Source organism: Pedobacter sp. UYEF25 (genome assembly GCF_054061655.1).
In genome coordinates, this window is the sequence record NZ_JBSSEL010000006.1 from 191,988 (window position 1) to 208,134 (window position 16,147).

Here is a 16,147-nt window from a genome sequence, read left to right on the forward strand (position 1 = left end):
GATCGAATTAACTTCAGGATTGAATATGAAAAATATTAGGAAATTTTATTAAACAGTTGGTTTATCACAATCGGGATTTAGGTTAAAAGCGATTTATTTATCGCTGTGCTAAGCTTATAACAAATTGCTATATTTATCCAACCAAACCAAAGAGCGATTTTCTTCAAAGTATGAACAACTCCGAACAAATCAACCTCATTAATCTCAGATTAGAAAATTTACTGTTGCGCCAGCAAGGATTTGAAGCGGAGATAATGATTTTAAGAGACGAAGTAAAAAAACTTCAACCTTTCGACTTATCACCCACACAATCTACACCATTTCCATTGCCAGAGCCCCGGCCTATTCCTGCGCAGCAGTCGATGTTCCCACCTAAAAATGCGGCCGCAACCCGCAACTTAGATACAGACATGCAGCCTCCATCTTGGCCACAGGCACAGTCTACCACTCAACCACAGCATCCGCCGCTATCTGCTCAAAATCGGTTCAATAGGGAAAACTTGATTAAATCTGACTTTGAAAAATTTGTCGGCGAAAACCTGATCAGCAAAATTGGAATACTCATCTTGATTGTCGGAGTTGGCGTTGGTGCCAAATATGCGATAGAGCACGATATGATTAGTCCGTTAACACGTATTGTATTGGGGTATGCGGTTGGCTTGGGTTTAATGGCCTTTGCCATCAAACTAAAAGAAAGATATGAAAATTTTTCTGCCGTTTTGGTGAGTGGCGCAATTGCCATATTCTACTTAATCACCTTTGCGGCCTACGACTTTTATGCGCTCATTCCGCAATTTTTCGCTTTTGCGTTGATGGTGTTTTTTACTTCATTTACCATTTTTGCGGCTATAAAATATGACAGACCAGTTATTGCGCACATTGGATTAGTGGGCGCCTATGCTGTGCCCTTTTTGCTTAGTGATGGCTCCGGAAAAGTGGGCGTTTTGTTTACTTATATGGCCATTATAAACATCGGCATATTGGTTTTGAGTTTCAAAAAATATTGGAAATCGCTATTATTTGCATCTTTCGGACTTACGTGGGTGATTTTTTTAAGCTGGCGATTAAACCTCGTTCCAAACGACAATTCCTTCGCCATTTCCTTAACTTTTGCGTCCGTATTTTTCGTTATTTTCTACATCGCCAACCTTGCTTATAAGTTGCGAAAAAAAGAAATTTTTGGTTTGTGGGATGTAGTGACAATTCTTTTAAATGCCTTCATCTATTACGGAGTTGGTTATTATATTTTATCCACGCAAGAGGAAAGCGCCTCTTTACTAGGTTTATTTACACTTGCAAATGCAATAATGCATTTTGCTGTAAGCTTAATAATTTACAAGCAAAAACTGGCCGATAAGAATTTATTTTATCTGGTGTTAGCAATGGTTATTACGTTTATCACGCTCGCGATTCCGGTGCAATTAAATGGTGGTTGGGTAACCATATTTTGGTTGGCAGAAGCGTCACTATTGTTCTATCTCGGACGTTTAAAGAAAATAGTTATCTATGAGAAATTATCTTATCCGCTGATCTTCTTGGCTTTTTTCAGTTTGACACAAGATTGGATGCTCGCATCTAGCTTTTATGGTAAGGAATACATTCAAATAATACCATTTTTTAACGTAGGATTTTTGACCTCTTCTATAGCCATTGTAGCATTTACGCTCTTACATCAAAACAATCAAACGGCTATAGATGAGAAAGAAGGATGGCTTTGGATGAAGCAGATTTTAAACTTTGCCATTCCAAGTATGTTGCTTCTAATTATATACGTTGCGTTTCGGTTAGAGATTTCTAAATATTTTGATAACCTATATCAATCTACTCGAATCAATACCAATCCAAAAAACAAGGCAGATGACTACAGTTTTCAATACAATTACAATTACCAACTTTTAAAAGACGTTTGTCTGCACATTTACACTTTGTTATTCGCAGCTGGATTAACGCTTATAAATCTTAAAAAGATAAAATCTAAAGACTTGGCCATTGCAAACTTGGTTATCAACGGGGTTGTTATCGTTATTTTTTTAACCCATGGACTTTATATTTTAAGTGAGTTAAGACATTACTTTGTGTTACAAAATGATAGATATTTCATTAGTGGAGCTGAAAATATCTGGATCCGCTACCTTGCAATTTTAGCATTTTCAGGTTTAATTTACGCTTGCTATAAATTAAGCAGAAGTAGGTATTTAAAGGGTGATTTGGTCAAAGCATACGATTATGTTTTTTACATTTCATTGTTGTGGGTATCGAGCAGTGAATTGCTCAACATTTTAGACCTTACACAAAAAAGTGGAAGTTATAAATTAGCTTTGAGCATATTTTGGGGCGTATTTTCACTTTTTCTAATTTCGATGGGTTTGGCGCAGAAGAAAAAGTTTCTCCGGATCGGTGCAATGGTTATTTTTGGCATTACCTTACTTAAGTTGTTTTTTTACGATATCGCTTACCTCAGCACAATTTCTAAAACAGTTGTACTCATATCGTTAGGCGTTTTATTACTTATTATTTCGTTTTTATACAACAAATACAAACACCTTATTATAGATGATGTTAAAACTTAAATCAACATGCATATTGCTTTTTATAGCTGTTGGTTTATTTGCCCAAACGGGGGCATTTAAATTTAAACGAGACGTTGGCAAGGTTAATCAAACTTGGCAACGCTTGGCGCTGCCAAACAGTTTGTTTGCCAACGCCAAACCAAATCTTGCAGATTTGAGGATTTTCGGCATTTCCAAAAATGATACGCTAGAAGTACCTTACCTTATTAAAACACTCGACGATCAAGTCACATCTTCAGAGATTTCCTTAAAAACCATCAACATATCAAACAATGTGGATGGTTTTTTCTACACCTTCGAAGTGCCGAGCAAAGCTGCAATAAATGAACTTCATCTAAATTTCGAACAGAAAAATTTTGATTGGAAAGTAAACCTCGAAGGAAGTAACGACAATAAAAAATGGTTCACAATCCTTAAAAACTATCGGATTTTATCGATTGAAAATACAAGTACAAAATACGTTTTCACATCACTTAAATTTCCAGAAAGCAAATTCCTTTACTTCCGTTTAGCGGTAAAAGCAGACAAACAACCAAACTTAAATAACGCTGAAATTTATAAGATAGACACTGTAAAGGGTGTATATCACGCCGTCGAAACACGATCTTATCAAATAAAAAACGACAAAATAACTCAAGAAACGATCGCTAATATTTCTTTCGAAAACCCAATTCCAGTCTCTTATTTGAGGGTTAATGTAGCGCGTAAATTCGATTTCTATCGCCCAATTAAAATAGAATATGCCACAGATAGTTTTAAGACCGATAAAGGAATTAATTATAATTATGCGCTACTTGCCGAAGGCACGTTAAGTTCTCTAGAGGAATTAACTTTCAATTTCAAAAATACCTTGGCTACACGTCTGCGTGTTACGGTTCTGAACAATGACAATGCGCCGTTGACCTTTAAAAACTTTGAAATTAAGGGCAATAATTATGAGATATTGGCAAGATTCGACAATCAAAATATCAATTATGCTTTGTATTATGGCAATACCAAATCAGCCGCTCCAAATTACGATCTAGATAAATTTAAATCTAAAATTCCCTTAGAACCTCCCATAGTAAATCTTGGAAACGAGCAACAAAATCCTACTTTTACCACTCATACAGAGCAGCCCTTGTTCGAAAAAAAAGCTTGGTTATGGGTTTTAATGGCCGCAATAATTGCTATTTTAGGTTGGTTTTCATTCAAAATGTTGAGAAATTGAAAAATTCTGTGGAAATTTAAAGAATGGACAAATAAGATCGGAATCTTCAGCGCAATGGAGATTCGTCAACTTATGAAGTCGATAACCCGTAAGAGACAATGGCTTTTAAAATCTTATGTAATTACGCAAGAAGACAGCCCTATAAATCTTAACTATCCGGGCGTCTTTCTCCTCTTCCCATTGCATCTTTTGTCGACTTATATTGGGTTATTAAGTAAAAACAATCTTTAGGCATCTGAATGGATCACACTAAACGTTTCACAAAACACTTAGAACGTCTACCATTAATCATAAAACTTACAACCAACCCTTCCCCTCTTTTTTCTTATTTTTGTAGCTCATGGGAGTTTTTGATCACAAACGAGCTTTAGAAGCCATTCCGCATAAACCTGGCGTTTACCAATATTGGGATGTGGATGGAAAATTGATGTACATCGGTAAAGCAAAAGATTTGCGAAATCGGGTAGCTTCTTACTTCAATACGGATAAACAACAGTTTAACGGCAAAACCCGTGTACTTGTCTCTCGAATAAGGAAAATAACTTTTACCATAGTAGATACTGAAATAGATGCTTGGCTGCTGGAAAATAGCCTGATCAAAAAGCATCAACCAAAATTTAACATCAATTTAAAAGATGACAAAACCTATCCATGGATTATCGTAAAAAATGAGCGCTTTCCCCGTTTATTTTGGACAAGAAAAGTAATTAAAGATGGGTCTACCTACTTTGGCCCATACGGGTCGATTGGGATGATGCACACCATTTTGGATTTGATAAAAGAGAGTTATCCTTTACGAACCTGCAATCTGCCATTGACTGAAGAAAACATACAAAGTGGTAAGTTTAAAGTTTGCTTAGAATATCAAATTGGCAATTGCAAAGGCCCTTGTCAGGATTATCAAAATGAAGCAGACTACAACAGCAACATTGAGGAAATTAAGCAAATTTTGAGTGGAAAGATTGGCAATGTCATCCGAGAAGTGAAACAGGTAATTAAATCTGCTTCAGAAGAGATGGCTTTCGAGCTTGCGCATACCTACGCACGCAGGCTGCAAGTATTAGAAAAATATCAGAGCAAAAGTACCGTAGTGAACACTGCAATTACCAATTTAGATGTAGTGAGCATCGCTTCTGATGAACGGTATGCTTTTGTAAATTATCTCAAAGTAGTAAATGGATCAATCATCCAAACCCAAACCATAGAAATAAAGAAACTATTAGATGAAAGTGATGATGAACTATTGACCACCGCATTGCTTGAATTTAGAACAAAGTTTAAAAGTACATCGAGAGAAATTATTGTACCCTTTGAGCCAGCCCTCCAAGATGAAAGTCTTCGTTTTACAATCCCGAAGCTTGGCGAGAAAAAGAAGTTATTGGAACTTTCGCAGAAAAATGTGCTGTTCTTTAAAAAGGAAAAACTAAATCAATACGAAAAACTCAACCCCAATTTACGCACTGATCGCATTTTAACAACCATGCAAAAGGATTTGCGTCTTTCGCAGTTGCCAACGCACATAGAATGTTTTGATAACTCTAACTTTCAAGGAAAATATCCCGTTTCGGCGGTGGTCGTTTTTAGAGATGCAAAACCGAGCAAAAAAGATTACCGGCATTTTAACGTAAAAACCGTTGAGGGCCCGAACGACTTCGCTACAATGGAGGAAGCCGTTTTTCGGCGCTACCGAAGGCTATTGGAAGAAGAGCAGCCGTTACCACAACTTATCATCATAGACGGCGGAAAAGGGCAACTTTCATCCGCAGTAAAAAGCTTAAAATTGTTGGGCATAGACAATAAAGTAACCATTATTGGTATTGCCAAAAGACTAGAAGAACTTTTTTATCCTGGAGACTCCTATCCACTTTATCTTGATAAAAAATCTGAAACCTTAAAAGTTATTCAACAGCTCAGAGATGAAGCGCACCGATTTGGAATTACTTTTCATCGATTAAAACGAAACAAAGGTACTTTGCAAACTGAGTTGGAGCAAATTGATGGCATTGGAAAAACAACTGCTGCCAAATTGCTTACCCACTTTAAATCGGTGAAGAAAATAAAGGAGGCTACTGATGTTGAACTTGCTGAAGTACTCAACAAAAAACAATTGTCGACGCTGTTAAGTTATTTTTCGGAAAAACAGGAACAAGCTGCCAAATTAGGTTAGATTTAATTGTATTAATCTGTGCCGATTTTTATTGTTAAAAGATGTAAAATCGCCCGGTTGAGCGCAATAAAACCGTATTATTGTCTAATTACGTAAATATTAAAATGATGTGTAAGAATTTAAAATCGTGGTTGTTTCTTAGCGTGTTAATCCTTGGACAACTTGTTGCCAATGCACAGAAAAAAGATGTTAAACTCCCACCAAATTGGTTTAATTTAGATTTAGCAGAAAGTGGCTATTATGGCATCAGCACAGAAAAAGCATACCGGGAGATTATAAAAAATCAACAACCAAAACAAAAAGTTATTGTAGCGGTGATAGACGGCGGTGTCGACATTACGCACCCAGATTTAAAAAATGTGTTGTGGACAAATACGAAGGAAATACCAGGCAATGGCATAGATGATGACGGAAATGGCTATGTAGATGATGTGCATGGATGGAATTTTATCGGTTCTAAAAAAGGCGACCTTCAATATGATAATTTAGAGCTGGTTAGGCTATATAGGGTTTATAAACCGAAGTACCAATCTGTAACCAATCTAACGCCGTTAGATAGCAATCAAAAAGAAGAATTTAAACTGTATAAAAGAATTGTTGGCGATTTTGGAAAGAAATATCAGGAAGCGAGCGAAACCTATTCTGTCATTGTGAAAATCAAAAAAGTGTTAGATTCGGTATCGATCATTAATAACAAAAAGATGCCCAGCTTGGAAGAAGTTGAACTATATAAGCCTGACGATGAAACTGAAGAGCAGGTAAAAAGCATTATTAAAAGAGGAAGTAGGCAAGATGGAAGTTTCGAAAAATTTTATGCCAATATTATGGATGCCTACGCCCAATACGACGCCATGCTTAAATATAACCTAAATCCTAATTATGATATGCGAGCGGAATTGGTAGGCGATGACTATTCCAATTCTTACCAAAAAAATTATGGAAATACCGATGTTACTGGTCCGGATGCAAAACATGGAACTCATGTATCTGGCATAATTGGTGCTCAAAGAAATAACGGAATTGGTATAAATGGTGTTGCAAATAACATAAGTATTATGGCCATTAGAGTAGTACCAACCGGCGATGAGCGAGATAAAGACGTGGCCAATGGGATTAGGTATGCGGTAGACAATGGTGCAAAAGTGATAAACATGAGTTTTGGCAAGGGATATAAGTGGGATAAGAAAGCAGTGGATAGCGCGGTAAAATATGCCGATGAAAAAGGAGTATTGTTGGTTCATGCAGCAGGTAATGACAATGAAAATAATGACATCCAAGAAAATTATCCGAATAAGTTTTATGACAGCAAGGAAGCCGAAGCTTATAAAGCAACACATAAAAAACCTGTTTTACCCGCGTTTGTACCACCAGATCCAAAACAACAACAACAACAACGGCAACCAAATTATGGCTATGGATATGGCGGATATCCTCCAAGCAATTATAAGGCAACCGCTAAACCAATCCCTCTAGATTCGGCGAAGTATCAACTTCCACACGCAAGAAATTGGATTGAAGTTGGTGCAAGCACGTATAAGAATGACGACAATTTGAAGGCAGATTTTTCCAACTATGGAAAATATACGGTTGATGTTTTTGCACCAGGATTTATGATCAATTCTTCCGTACCGGGTGCAAAATACGAAGAACTAGATGGTACAAGTATGGCTTCCCCTGTTGTTGCAGGACTTGCTGCTTTAATTTTGAGTTATTATCCACACCTAAAACCTGAACAAGTTCGTGACATTATCATTAAATCTGTTTCCAAGGTAGATCATAAAGTAAAATATAAAGATGAAAAAGGTGCAAATACTCGAGCCTATTTTTCGGACTTAAGCGTTAGTGGCGGAATCGTAAACGCGTATAATGCACTCAAATTAGCGGAAACTTATAAGTAGTAAAATTGTTTATAAGTTTGGGACTTTGATAAAGCATTGTAAATTAATTTTCGAATTATCGAGCTACAATCTTTTTATCATTAAGCGCCGAAAAGATTTTAAAAACTAATCAAACTATATTAGACCAAAATGATTTATTTCAAAACCGCAAAACAAAACAGTATTTTTTTATCTATTTTATTCTTTGTAGGCACAGCGCTTAGCAGTTGCTCTAACAAGGTGATGTTCAATACTTCTAGAGTTGTTCCCGCTGCGCAAGGATATGCTAAAGTAACGAAAGACGACAACGGGAATAAACTTATTTCGATAGAAATAATGCGACTTACGCAACCTACTAGACTTCAACCATCAAGAAGTGTTTATGTGGTTTGGATGGAGACCAAAGATAATGGATTAAAAAACATTGGTCAATTGCGCACTGGTTCCGGATTTTTTTCCAGCACTTTAAAGAGCAGTTTTACAACCATTACTCCATTTGTACCGAAAATGATCTTTATTACAGCAGAAAACAATGCAGACATTACAAGGCCAACAGGAGATACCGTACTCTCCACTGATACCTTTTAATGTAGGATTCGTTTCTAGATTAGCTGGCCAAATGTCATTGGTCTTTTGCTTTGGAGTACAAGTATAATTTCCACCGAATTAACTATCGGTGATCCATTAATTCCGGACAGTCGATAACTGAATTGGTTATTTCCGAGACACAATCTTTCATTAGAGAATTCTGATATAAAAAAGATTGGACAATAACCCCCGGCTTGTTCGATAAAGCGAAACTAAAATCCTCTTTTTAGAAATGTAATGGTCTATTCTATTACTTCACAGACCACACTGAATCAACGAAATAGTCTTTCGTATCATAGAAGTTTGCTGCATACTGGAAGCCAGAATCTGTCATTAACTTATTAATGTCCGGAATAGAATACTTCTGAGAGATCTCCATATCAATATATTCACTTTTTGCAAAATGAATAAGAGTAGACCCAACCTTCACTTGTTGATCAGTCAAACTTATCAAATAGCTTTTGCAAGCGCCAGTTTTAGGATCGTAATTGGCATAGTGCTCAAAATTATCTAAAATAAAACTGGCGTTAAGTTCAGCATTTATTCGTTTTAATAAATTTAAATTAAAACGCTTAGTAATCCCTTCCTTGTCATTATAAGCGGCCAATATTTCTCTCGGATTTTTCTTTAAATCAAAACCTATAATCAACATGTCGCCCTTGCTCAAACATTCTTTCAATTTAACGCAAAATGCCTCGGCCTCAGTCGGGAGCATATTGCCGATATTTGCACCCATAAACAATACCACTTTTCTATTGCCGCTAAACTTAACCGCTTCTTCCAGCATATCGAAATAGTCTCCCACAAAGCCTTCCATTTGAAGTTGTGGAAGATGAGCGGGAAGTTGTTTTTTTAAATGATGAATAACATTTTCGGAAATGTCTATCGGTAAGTAATTAAAACTAGCGTTGTCAGTAATCAACTGCTGAAGTAGGTGAATAGACTTTGTACCATCTCCAGCACCGAGTTCAATTAAATCGAACGCGCCAGTCTTGCGAGATAGCAAAGCTGAAATCTCGACAGATTGCTCTGTCATTATTTCCATCTCACAGCTAGTGAGGTAATATTCGGGCGACGCCATTATTTCTTGAAAAAGCCTGTCACCTTGCTTGTCGTAAAAATATTTCGACTGAAGTTTCTTCGGCACCGAGTCTAACCCTTCGATAACGTCTGCAAGAAATTGTTTATTAATTTGGGCAACACCTTCTGTTGCAATAACGGTTTCCATATAATATCCTATAGATTATTTAACTAAACGTATCCCTGTGAACTGCCATTTCAAGTTTGGCTGGAAAAAATTTCTATAAGTAATTCTGCTGTGATTTTCTGAAGTTACCTCAGATGCACCACGCAGTACTTTTTGATTGACCATAAACTTACCATTGTACTCGCCAATGGCACCCGGTGCCTTATTAAATCCTGGATAAGGCAAATATGCACTTTCTGTCCACTCCCATCTGCTACCCCAATCAAAATGTTTCGCAGCAATTTCCCACTCAAATTCGGTTGGTAACCTCATTCCTTTCCACGTTGCAAAAGCGTATGCTTCATAGTAATTTACATGACAAACTGTTGCTTCCATATCTAAAACCTGCAAACCAGAATAGGTATAATTAAACCATTTTCCATCGACATTGTGCCAATACATTGGCGATGAGGCATTATTTATATTCACCCACTCCCACCCATCCGCATGCCAATAACTGAAATTTTTGTAACCACCTGCGTTAATAAATTCTAAATAATCTGCATTGTTAACCAAAACAGGACTGATGGAAAACGCATTTAAATACACTTTATGCTTATTAAGCTCATTATCAAAACAAAAGCCATCACCTTGAAAACCCACTTCATAAATCCCTTCAGGGATATTGAGGAAATCCAAACTTTTTGAGTTGGGTTTATCTATACTTCGCCTCTCGCCGTAAGCTGGGAACAAAGGATTATTCCCTAAAATGTATTTGATATCTGTCAATAATAATTCTTGATGTTGCTCCTCGTGATTTAAACCCAACAACATAAGCTCATCAATTTCAGAAAGATTTGCTTTCTTTAAGAACGCAATCATGTGTTCATCTACAAATTTTCTATACTTATACACATCTTGTACGCTCGGCCTGCTTAAATTCCCCCGATCAGTTCTGATAACTCTTGCGCCAATCGTTTCGTAATAACTATTGAAAACGTAGTTGTAATCTGTATTGAAAACCACATAATCTTTATCAAAGTTTTTGAGAATGAACGTTTCGAAAAACCAAGTCGTGTGCCCAAGGTGCCACTTTGGAGGTGACACATCGATTACTGGTTGTACAACATAATCTTCAACTTGTAGTGGTTCACAAATCTTTTCTGTGGTGGTTCTCACCTTAATAAAATACTCTAAAATTGTCATTAATGCTTATCCAAATAGTTTTTTAGTTGAGTAATTGATCTAACACCTAGTTTTTCAGATTGTTTTTTTCGCATCATAAGTGCATAGGAATTATTAAAACCGATTGGTTTGAGCCAATGCAATTTATATTTTCTTAAAAATTCCTTTTTAACATATTCAAACGTTTGATCACTAGTTTTACTAACTCTGGCAATCGTAGCTGGATCAGGCTGTAACAATACCAAAAGCCCCGTACCCGTATATTCTGGATAAAAATCTATTTGATCATTTGTCAAAGCATCAAAACAAATTTTTGTCCCCCCTAGACCAGTTTTTGTCTCGACACCATAATTGGTATATCCTTTAATCAACATGGAATATATATTCGCAAGAATATATTGCTCGCCGAAAATCTTAGATCCAATTTTTACGGTTCCATTGTGTCCGGCTCTTTCGGTTTTGAACAGCTTTTTACTCAGCAAAAAATCTTTTGCTACCCGCTCTGGTGTTTGGTGAAGGTAATCTGTTCGATAGTTAAGTTCAGTCATAACGGAATCGGTAATTATTCCAGCCAACAGATTCAAGGTTTTTTCAAGTTCAGGAAACTTAACTAAAGCATCTTCTCTAACTACGGGAGCCGCGTAATAAGGCGGAAATATACCTTTATCGTCTTTTAAAATAACGAGGTCGAATGCTTTCAATCGGCCATCCGTAGAATATCCACTTATCACATCTAACTCTTTGTCGAACGCTGCTTTATACATCACTGCATCGCTAATCACAGTGGTATTTATCTTCAAACCGTAAATTAATTTAAGTCCTAAATCTCCATCTTGTCTACCCATAAACTCGGGCGTAAAACCAGCTATAAGCTTATTGTTTTTTGTAGTAGGCCAAAAATAAAAGGCAGCAACAGTAGCGGAGCCGATTAAAATTAATAAAAAAAACCACTTTAATTTTCTTGGATCAAATTTTTGAATCAGCGAAAGCAGAAAATCTAAAATAACCGCAAGTAAAGCAGCAGGAATAGCCCCCGCAAGGATCATATTGGTATTGTTTAAGGAAATACCTCCAAAAATAAATTCACCCAAACCACCTGCGGCGATGTAAGATGCTAAAGTCGCAACACCTACATTTATAACGGTTGCGGTCCTCACCCCTGCCAAAATAACAGGCATAGCAAGTGGCAGCTGCACTTTAAGCAACAATTGGTTATTTGTCATTCCCATTGCCCGCGCGGCCTCTACGATATAAGGATCGATCCCAACGATCCCCGTATAAGTGTTTCTAATGATTGGCAAAAGCGCATAAATTAGCAATGCCACAATTGCAGGTTTCACGCCAATCCCCAGAACGGGGATCATAAAGCCCAAAAGCGCAATACTTGGAATGGTTTGTAATACGCCTGCAAACCCTAAAATCCCTGGAGCAAATTTCTGCTTTCTAGCAACCAAAATACCCAACGGAAGCCCAATTGCGATCGCAAAAAACAACGAAATAAAGGTCAAGCCTAAATGTTGTAATGTTTGGTGGGATAGCTTGTCGCTTTCCTGATACATAAATTGCCACAAAGATTGCTTATGCTCAATCATTGGCAATGGCATTTTTATAACGGCTAAATGCTTGCATCAACTGATCAAAATTGAAAACACGGTCGCCAGATTCAGAATTACCAGACACTGTTAAACTTGCATTTGTTGCTTCTCTAAGTTTATCCATTGCCTGCCATACAGAGATGGTTTGTGATACCTTTTCAATGGCATCTCCTTTTTCTTTCGGTAAATAGTACATTAAATCTGTCAAGTTTATCGTACTAAACTGAAGAGCCAACCGCTGACCATCAAGAAATGATTTAGTGAAAAAATCTGAAGGCTTAAAAAGCAATTCTTTGGGCGTACCAATTTGAACTATTTTTCCTTCATGCATCAAACAGATTCTATCAGCAAGCGTAAAAGCTTCCTGCACATCGTGTGTAACCATAATGATGGTTTTAGTTTTTAGCTCGTCCAAGCCCAAGAAATCGTCTTGAATTTTACTTCTTGTTATGTTATCTAGTGCACCAAAAGGTTCATCCATTAATAATATAGGCGGGTTTGCAGCCAAAGCGCGAGCTAAGCCTATGCGCTGCTGCTGACCACCACTCAATTCTTTAGGAAATAATTTAAGGAGATCTAATGGTAAATGTAATTTCTCTAATAATAGTAATGTGCGCCGTTGTATTTCCATTGCGCTCCATCCTAGCATTTTAGGCACCACAGCAATGTTTTCCGCTACTGTATAATGGGGGAAAAGTGCAATATTTTGAAGCACATAGCCTATATCTCTGCGTAAAATTTCCGGTTTTATTAAAGCTATATTATTGCCATTCAAAAAAATCGCTCCTGCGCTTGGTTCTATTAAACGATTGATCAGTTTTAAGGTGGTAGTTTTGCCACAGCCGCTCGTTCCTAAAAGAACCAGACTTTCGCCTTCATTTACTGTTAAAGAAATAGCATCTACCGCTTTCTTTAACCCAAAGACTTTAGTTGCATTTTTTAACTCAATCATCAATCAAGTTGAACAAATAAATTATTTAGTGCCTCGGCGTAAGTTGGGTGTGCGAAAATAAAATACCTCAATTGCTCGTAGGTAAGTCCACCTGCCATCGCCATCTGCAAAACAGACATTATTTCTCCACCTTGCGCAGCCAAAACAGAAGCTCCCAAAATCTTTTTAGAGTAAACATCTACCACGGCCATAATTAAGCCTTTACTTTCGTTAGTCTCGATTGCCCTCCCCACTTTATCCATGGTAAGAGAAACAACCTTATGCTTTATTTTCTGTTCCTTAGCCTGTTCGGATGTTAACCCAATTCGCCCCAATTGAGGATCGGTGAACATACAATAAGGTATTTGCCTATTTTTAATTGACAAGGTTTTTCCTTCTAAAATATTTCTTGAAACAACTGTGTAATCATTATATGAAATATGAGTAAAAGCAGGACCGCCTTTTACATCCCCAAGTGCATAAATACCTTTAACGTTTGTCTCTAACTTGTTATTGATTTTTATAAACCCCTTCTCATCAACTTTTACACCTGCTTTTTTTAAATCAAGTGATTGTGCAGAAGACTTTCGCCCGACAGCAACAAGTACATGTGTACACTCAACTTGCTTTAAGCTTTCGCCGCTTTTCAATGTAATGGAAATACTTTTTTTGCCCTTACGTGATAACTTATTTACCTGGGTACTAGTCAAAATAGCGATGCCTTCATCTCCTAAAATTTCTGTAACTGCTGCCGAAATTTCATTCTCTTCTCCTTTCAGTAACCTTTCTGAGCGTTCTACAATGGTTACTTCACTCCCGAACCGCCTAAACATTTGACCAAATTCAAGCCCTATATAATTTCCTCCAATAATTAACAAATGCTTCGGAACCTCCTGTAGATCTAAAATACTACTAGACGTTAGATAGCCAACCTCGTTCAGTCCGCTTATCGGTGGAATAATTGTTTCCGCACCAGTATCAATGAAAATTAAATCGGATTTCAACGTTAGCCGCTTTCCATCTCGTCGCTCAACTTGTACTTGTCTCTTTCCGACAAAAGAAGCTTCGCCAAAAATTAAATCTAGATTTTTTGTCTTCTCCAATCCTTTTTGTGCACCATCCCTAAACAACGAAACGATGTCGTTCGTTCTCTGTTTTACAATCTTCATATCTACGCTCACGTCACCGGTCAAAACGCCCATCGCTTGGGCATTTCGTGTTTGATATGCCACCTTGGCCGATGCAACCATCGCTTTGGTAGGAGTGCAACCAACATTAATACAAGTGCCACCAACCTTATCTCTTTCAATTACAGCCGTTTTCTTTCCTGCGGCTGCAAGCTTCTTTGCTAGTGGGTTTCCAGCCTGACCAGAACCAATAATAATGGCGTCGTATCTTTTTTGCATAAGTCAATATAACACATTTTAAAAAAAATAGTTCCAAAAGCCGAGATTTAGATCGCCACTCCTCCTCAGGGTTTAATTTATATATTTGGAAATGGATTTTAAACACAAGTATCCCGCACTCCAATATTCGATTTACTTGGATACGGCAAGCTCCGGTATTATCTCGAAAGAAACTTTTGAATGGCGTAGTGGCCACGAAAAATCCTTTCTAAATCAAGGGAGTTATTTTAGAGAAAAGCAAGCAGTTTTTTTAAACGAAGTTAGAGACCTAGTATCAAGTTTTTTTAACGCTGAAAGGGAATTTTGCTTTTTAGTTCCCAACTTTTCATTTGGTTTCAATACCTTTTTACAAGGACTTAAGCCAACATTAAAGTTTCTACTTTTAGAAAGTGATTATCCTTCTGTTAACCATGCAGTTAAAACACACAGATTTTCCAACGAAAGTATTCAAATAACAGTAGATCTTGAAGAAAAATTATTCGCAAAAATAACGCAAATGAACCCAGATGTATTTGCTTGCAGCTTAGTACAATATTTAGATGGCTACAAAATAAATTTAGCACTTTTAAAAAGGCTCAAACAAAATTTCCCAAACCTAATCATCGCTGTTGATGGAACTCAATACTGCGGCACGGAAACTTTGGATTTTAAAAATAGTGGTATCGATTTCTTGGGTGCTAGCGGCTATAAGTGGATGTTGGCGGGATACGGAAATGCTTTTATATTGTTGAAGGATTTTGCAGTTAGGAATATTTACGAAAAAGCAAAAAAAACAGCCGTTCCTTCTGAACCTTTTTTAAAGGATCGAAGTATATTAGCTACCTTTTTTGAGCCAGGGCATTTGGACACCTTAGCATTTGGCACTTTGAAACAAGCCATAGTAGAACGAACCGAAATTGGAGTGGACTACATTGAAGCAAAAATAAACCATCTTGGACGTGTAGCGGCAGAAGAATTTCAGCGTCGAAACGTTTTAAGTAGACCACTGCTAAAACAGGGATTAACTCAACAGATATTTAACTTGAAGTTGGATGAGACGGTATTGGAAAAACTTGTGGCAAAAAAAATAGCTTTTACAAGGAGAGGATCTGGAATACGGATCGGTTTTCATTTCTATAACGAAATAGCCGATTTAGAAAAATTATTATCGACAATAGATGGTGAGGGATAAGACTTAGGCAAACAATTCTAAAAGTCAGTTTTTGGCAGCTTGCTTAGCTGAGTTTTATCTCGACTTAGGCGGGAATTTGAGTTCCAATCTTTTATGTTCTTTCCGTGCTGAGAGGATATCTCTGCAATCGGTTACGCGGTTGAACGATGTCTGAGGTTCGGTCTGCGGTCTGCGGCTTCCGCCGGGGTGTATAAACAGGAAATCCCCGTAGCGTCATGCTACGGGGAATCCATCTTTAAGATCTGGCACCGACCTACTCTC

Annotated in this window: 11 protein-coding genes; 6 read left to right on the plus strand and 5 right to left on the minus strand. The window is 37.2% G+C overall.

The window, feature by feature from the left end:
• The first annotated feature begins 170 nt into the window (after positions 1-170).
• From ACVWYG_RS08240 to ACVWYG_RS08260, 5 genes are all read left to right on the plus strand, one after another.
• The gene (locus tag ACVWYG_RS08240; RefSeq protein ID WP_457269707.1) at positions 171-2,570 is read left to right on the plus strand and encodes a DUF2339 domain-containing protein; all 2,400 of its coding nucleotides are present in this window, start codon (positions 171-173) and stop codon (positions 2,568-2,570) included.
• Positions 2,554-3,780 (plus strand): DUF3999 family protein, encoded by a 1,227-nt coding sequence (locus ACVWYG_RS08245; RefSeq protein WP_457269708.1) that lies wholly within the window; start codon positions 2,554-2,556, stop codon positions 3,778-3,780. Before ACVWYG_RS08240 ends, ACVWYG_RS08245 begins: the two co-directional genes overlap by 17 nt.
• Positions 3,781-4,120: 340 nt before the next feature.
• Positions 4,121-5,947, plus strand: coding sequence for an excinuclease ABC subunit UvrC (uvrC, locus tag ACVWYG_RS08250; protein WP_457269709.1), 1,827 nt, complete (start codon positions 4,121-4,123; stop codon positions 5,945-5,947).
• Positions 5,948-6,051: 104 nt separating this feature from the next.
• A complete protein-coding gene (locus ACVWYG_RS08255; RefSeq protein ID WP_457269710.1) occupies positions 6,052-7,845 on the plus strand; it encodes a S8 family serine peptidase in 1,794 nt (597 codons plus the stop codon).
• Between the two features lie 129 nt (positions 7,846-7,974).
• Positions 7,975-8,412 carry a hypothetical protein gene (locus ACVWYG_RS08260; protein WP_457269711.1) on the plus strand — a complete coding sequence of 146 codons (438 nt, stop codon included), beginning with the start codon at positions 7,975-7,977 and terminating at the stop codon, positions 8,410-8,412.
• Between the two features lie 250 nt (positions 8,413-8,662).
• On the opposite strand, the gene ACVWYG_RS08265 is transcribed toward ACVWYG_RS08260, so the two are convergent.
• Genes ACVWYG_RS08265 through ACVWYG_RS08285 form a run of 5 tightly spaced genes read right to left on the minus strand, consistent with a single transcriptional unit; the run spans position 8,663 to position 14,715 of the window.
• Positions 8,663-9,640, minus strand: a complete 978-nt coding sequence (locus ACVWYG_RS08265; RefSeq protein WP_457269712.1) for an L-histidine N(alpha)-methyltransferase — start codon at positions 9,638-9,640, stop codon at positions 8,663-8,665.
• Between the two features lie 15 nt (positions 9,641-9,655).
• Complete coding sequence (gene egtB, locus ACVWYG_RS08270) at positions 9,656-10,804, minus strand: ergothioneine biosynthesis protein EgtB (protein ID WP_457269713.1); 1,149 nt, start codon at positions 10,802-10,804, stop codon at positions 9,656-9,658.
• Entirely contained in the window at positions 10,804-12,375 is a 1,572-nt protein-coding gene (locus tag ACVWYG_RS08275; protein ID WP_457269714.1) for an ABC transporter permease/substrate-binding protein, read from the minus strand. The genes egtB and ACVWYG_RS08275 overlap by 1 nt, the downstream gene beginning before the upstream one ends.
• A complete protein-coding gene (locus tag ACVWYG_RS08280) occupies positions 12,368-13,330 on the minus strand; it encodes an ABC transporter ATP-binding protein (RefSeq protein WP_457269715.1) in 963 nt (320 codons plus the stop codon). The genes ACVWYG_RS08275 and ACVWYG_RS08280 overlap by 8 nt, the downstream gene beginning before the upstream one ends.
• Positions 13,330-14,715 (minus strand): mercuric reductase, encoded by a 1,386-nt coding sequence (locus ACVWYG_RS08285; RefSeq protein WP_457269716.1) that lies wholly within the window; start codon positions 14,713-14,715, stop codon positions 13,330-13,332. The genes ACVWYG_RS08280 and ACVWYG_RS08285 overlap by 1 nt, the downstream gene beginning before the upstream one ends.
• 91 nt (positions 14,716-14,806) lie before the next feature.
• Here ACVWYG_RS08285 and ACVWYG_RS08290 point away from each other — a divergent pair, with 91 nt between their 5' ends.
• Positions 14,807-15,886, plus strand: coding sequence for an aminotransferase class V-fold PLP-dependent enzyme (locus ACVWYG_RS08290; protein ID WP_457269717.1), 1,080 nt, complete (start codon positions 14,807-14,809; stop codon positions 15,884-15,886).
• The last annotated feature ends 261 nt before the right edge of the window (positions 15,887-16,147 follow it).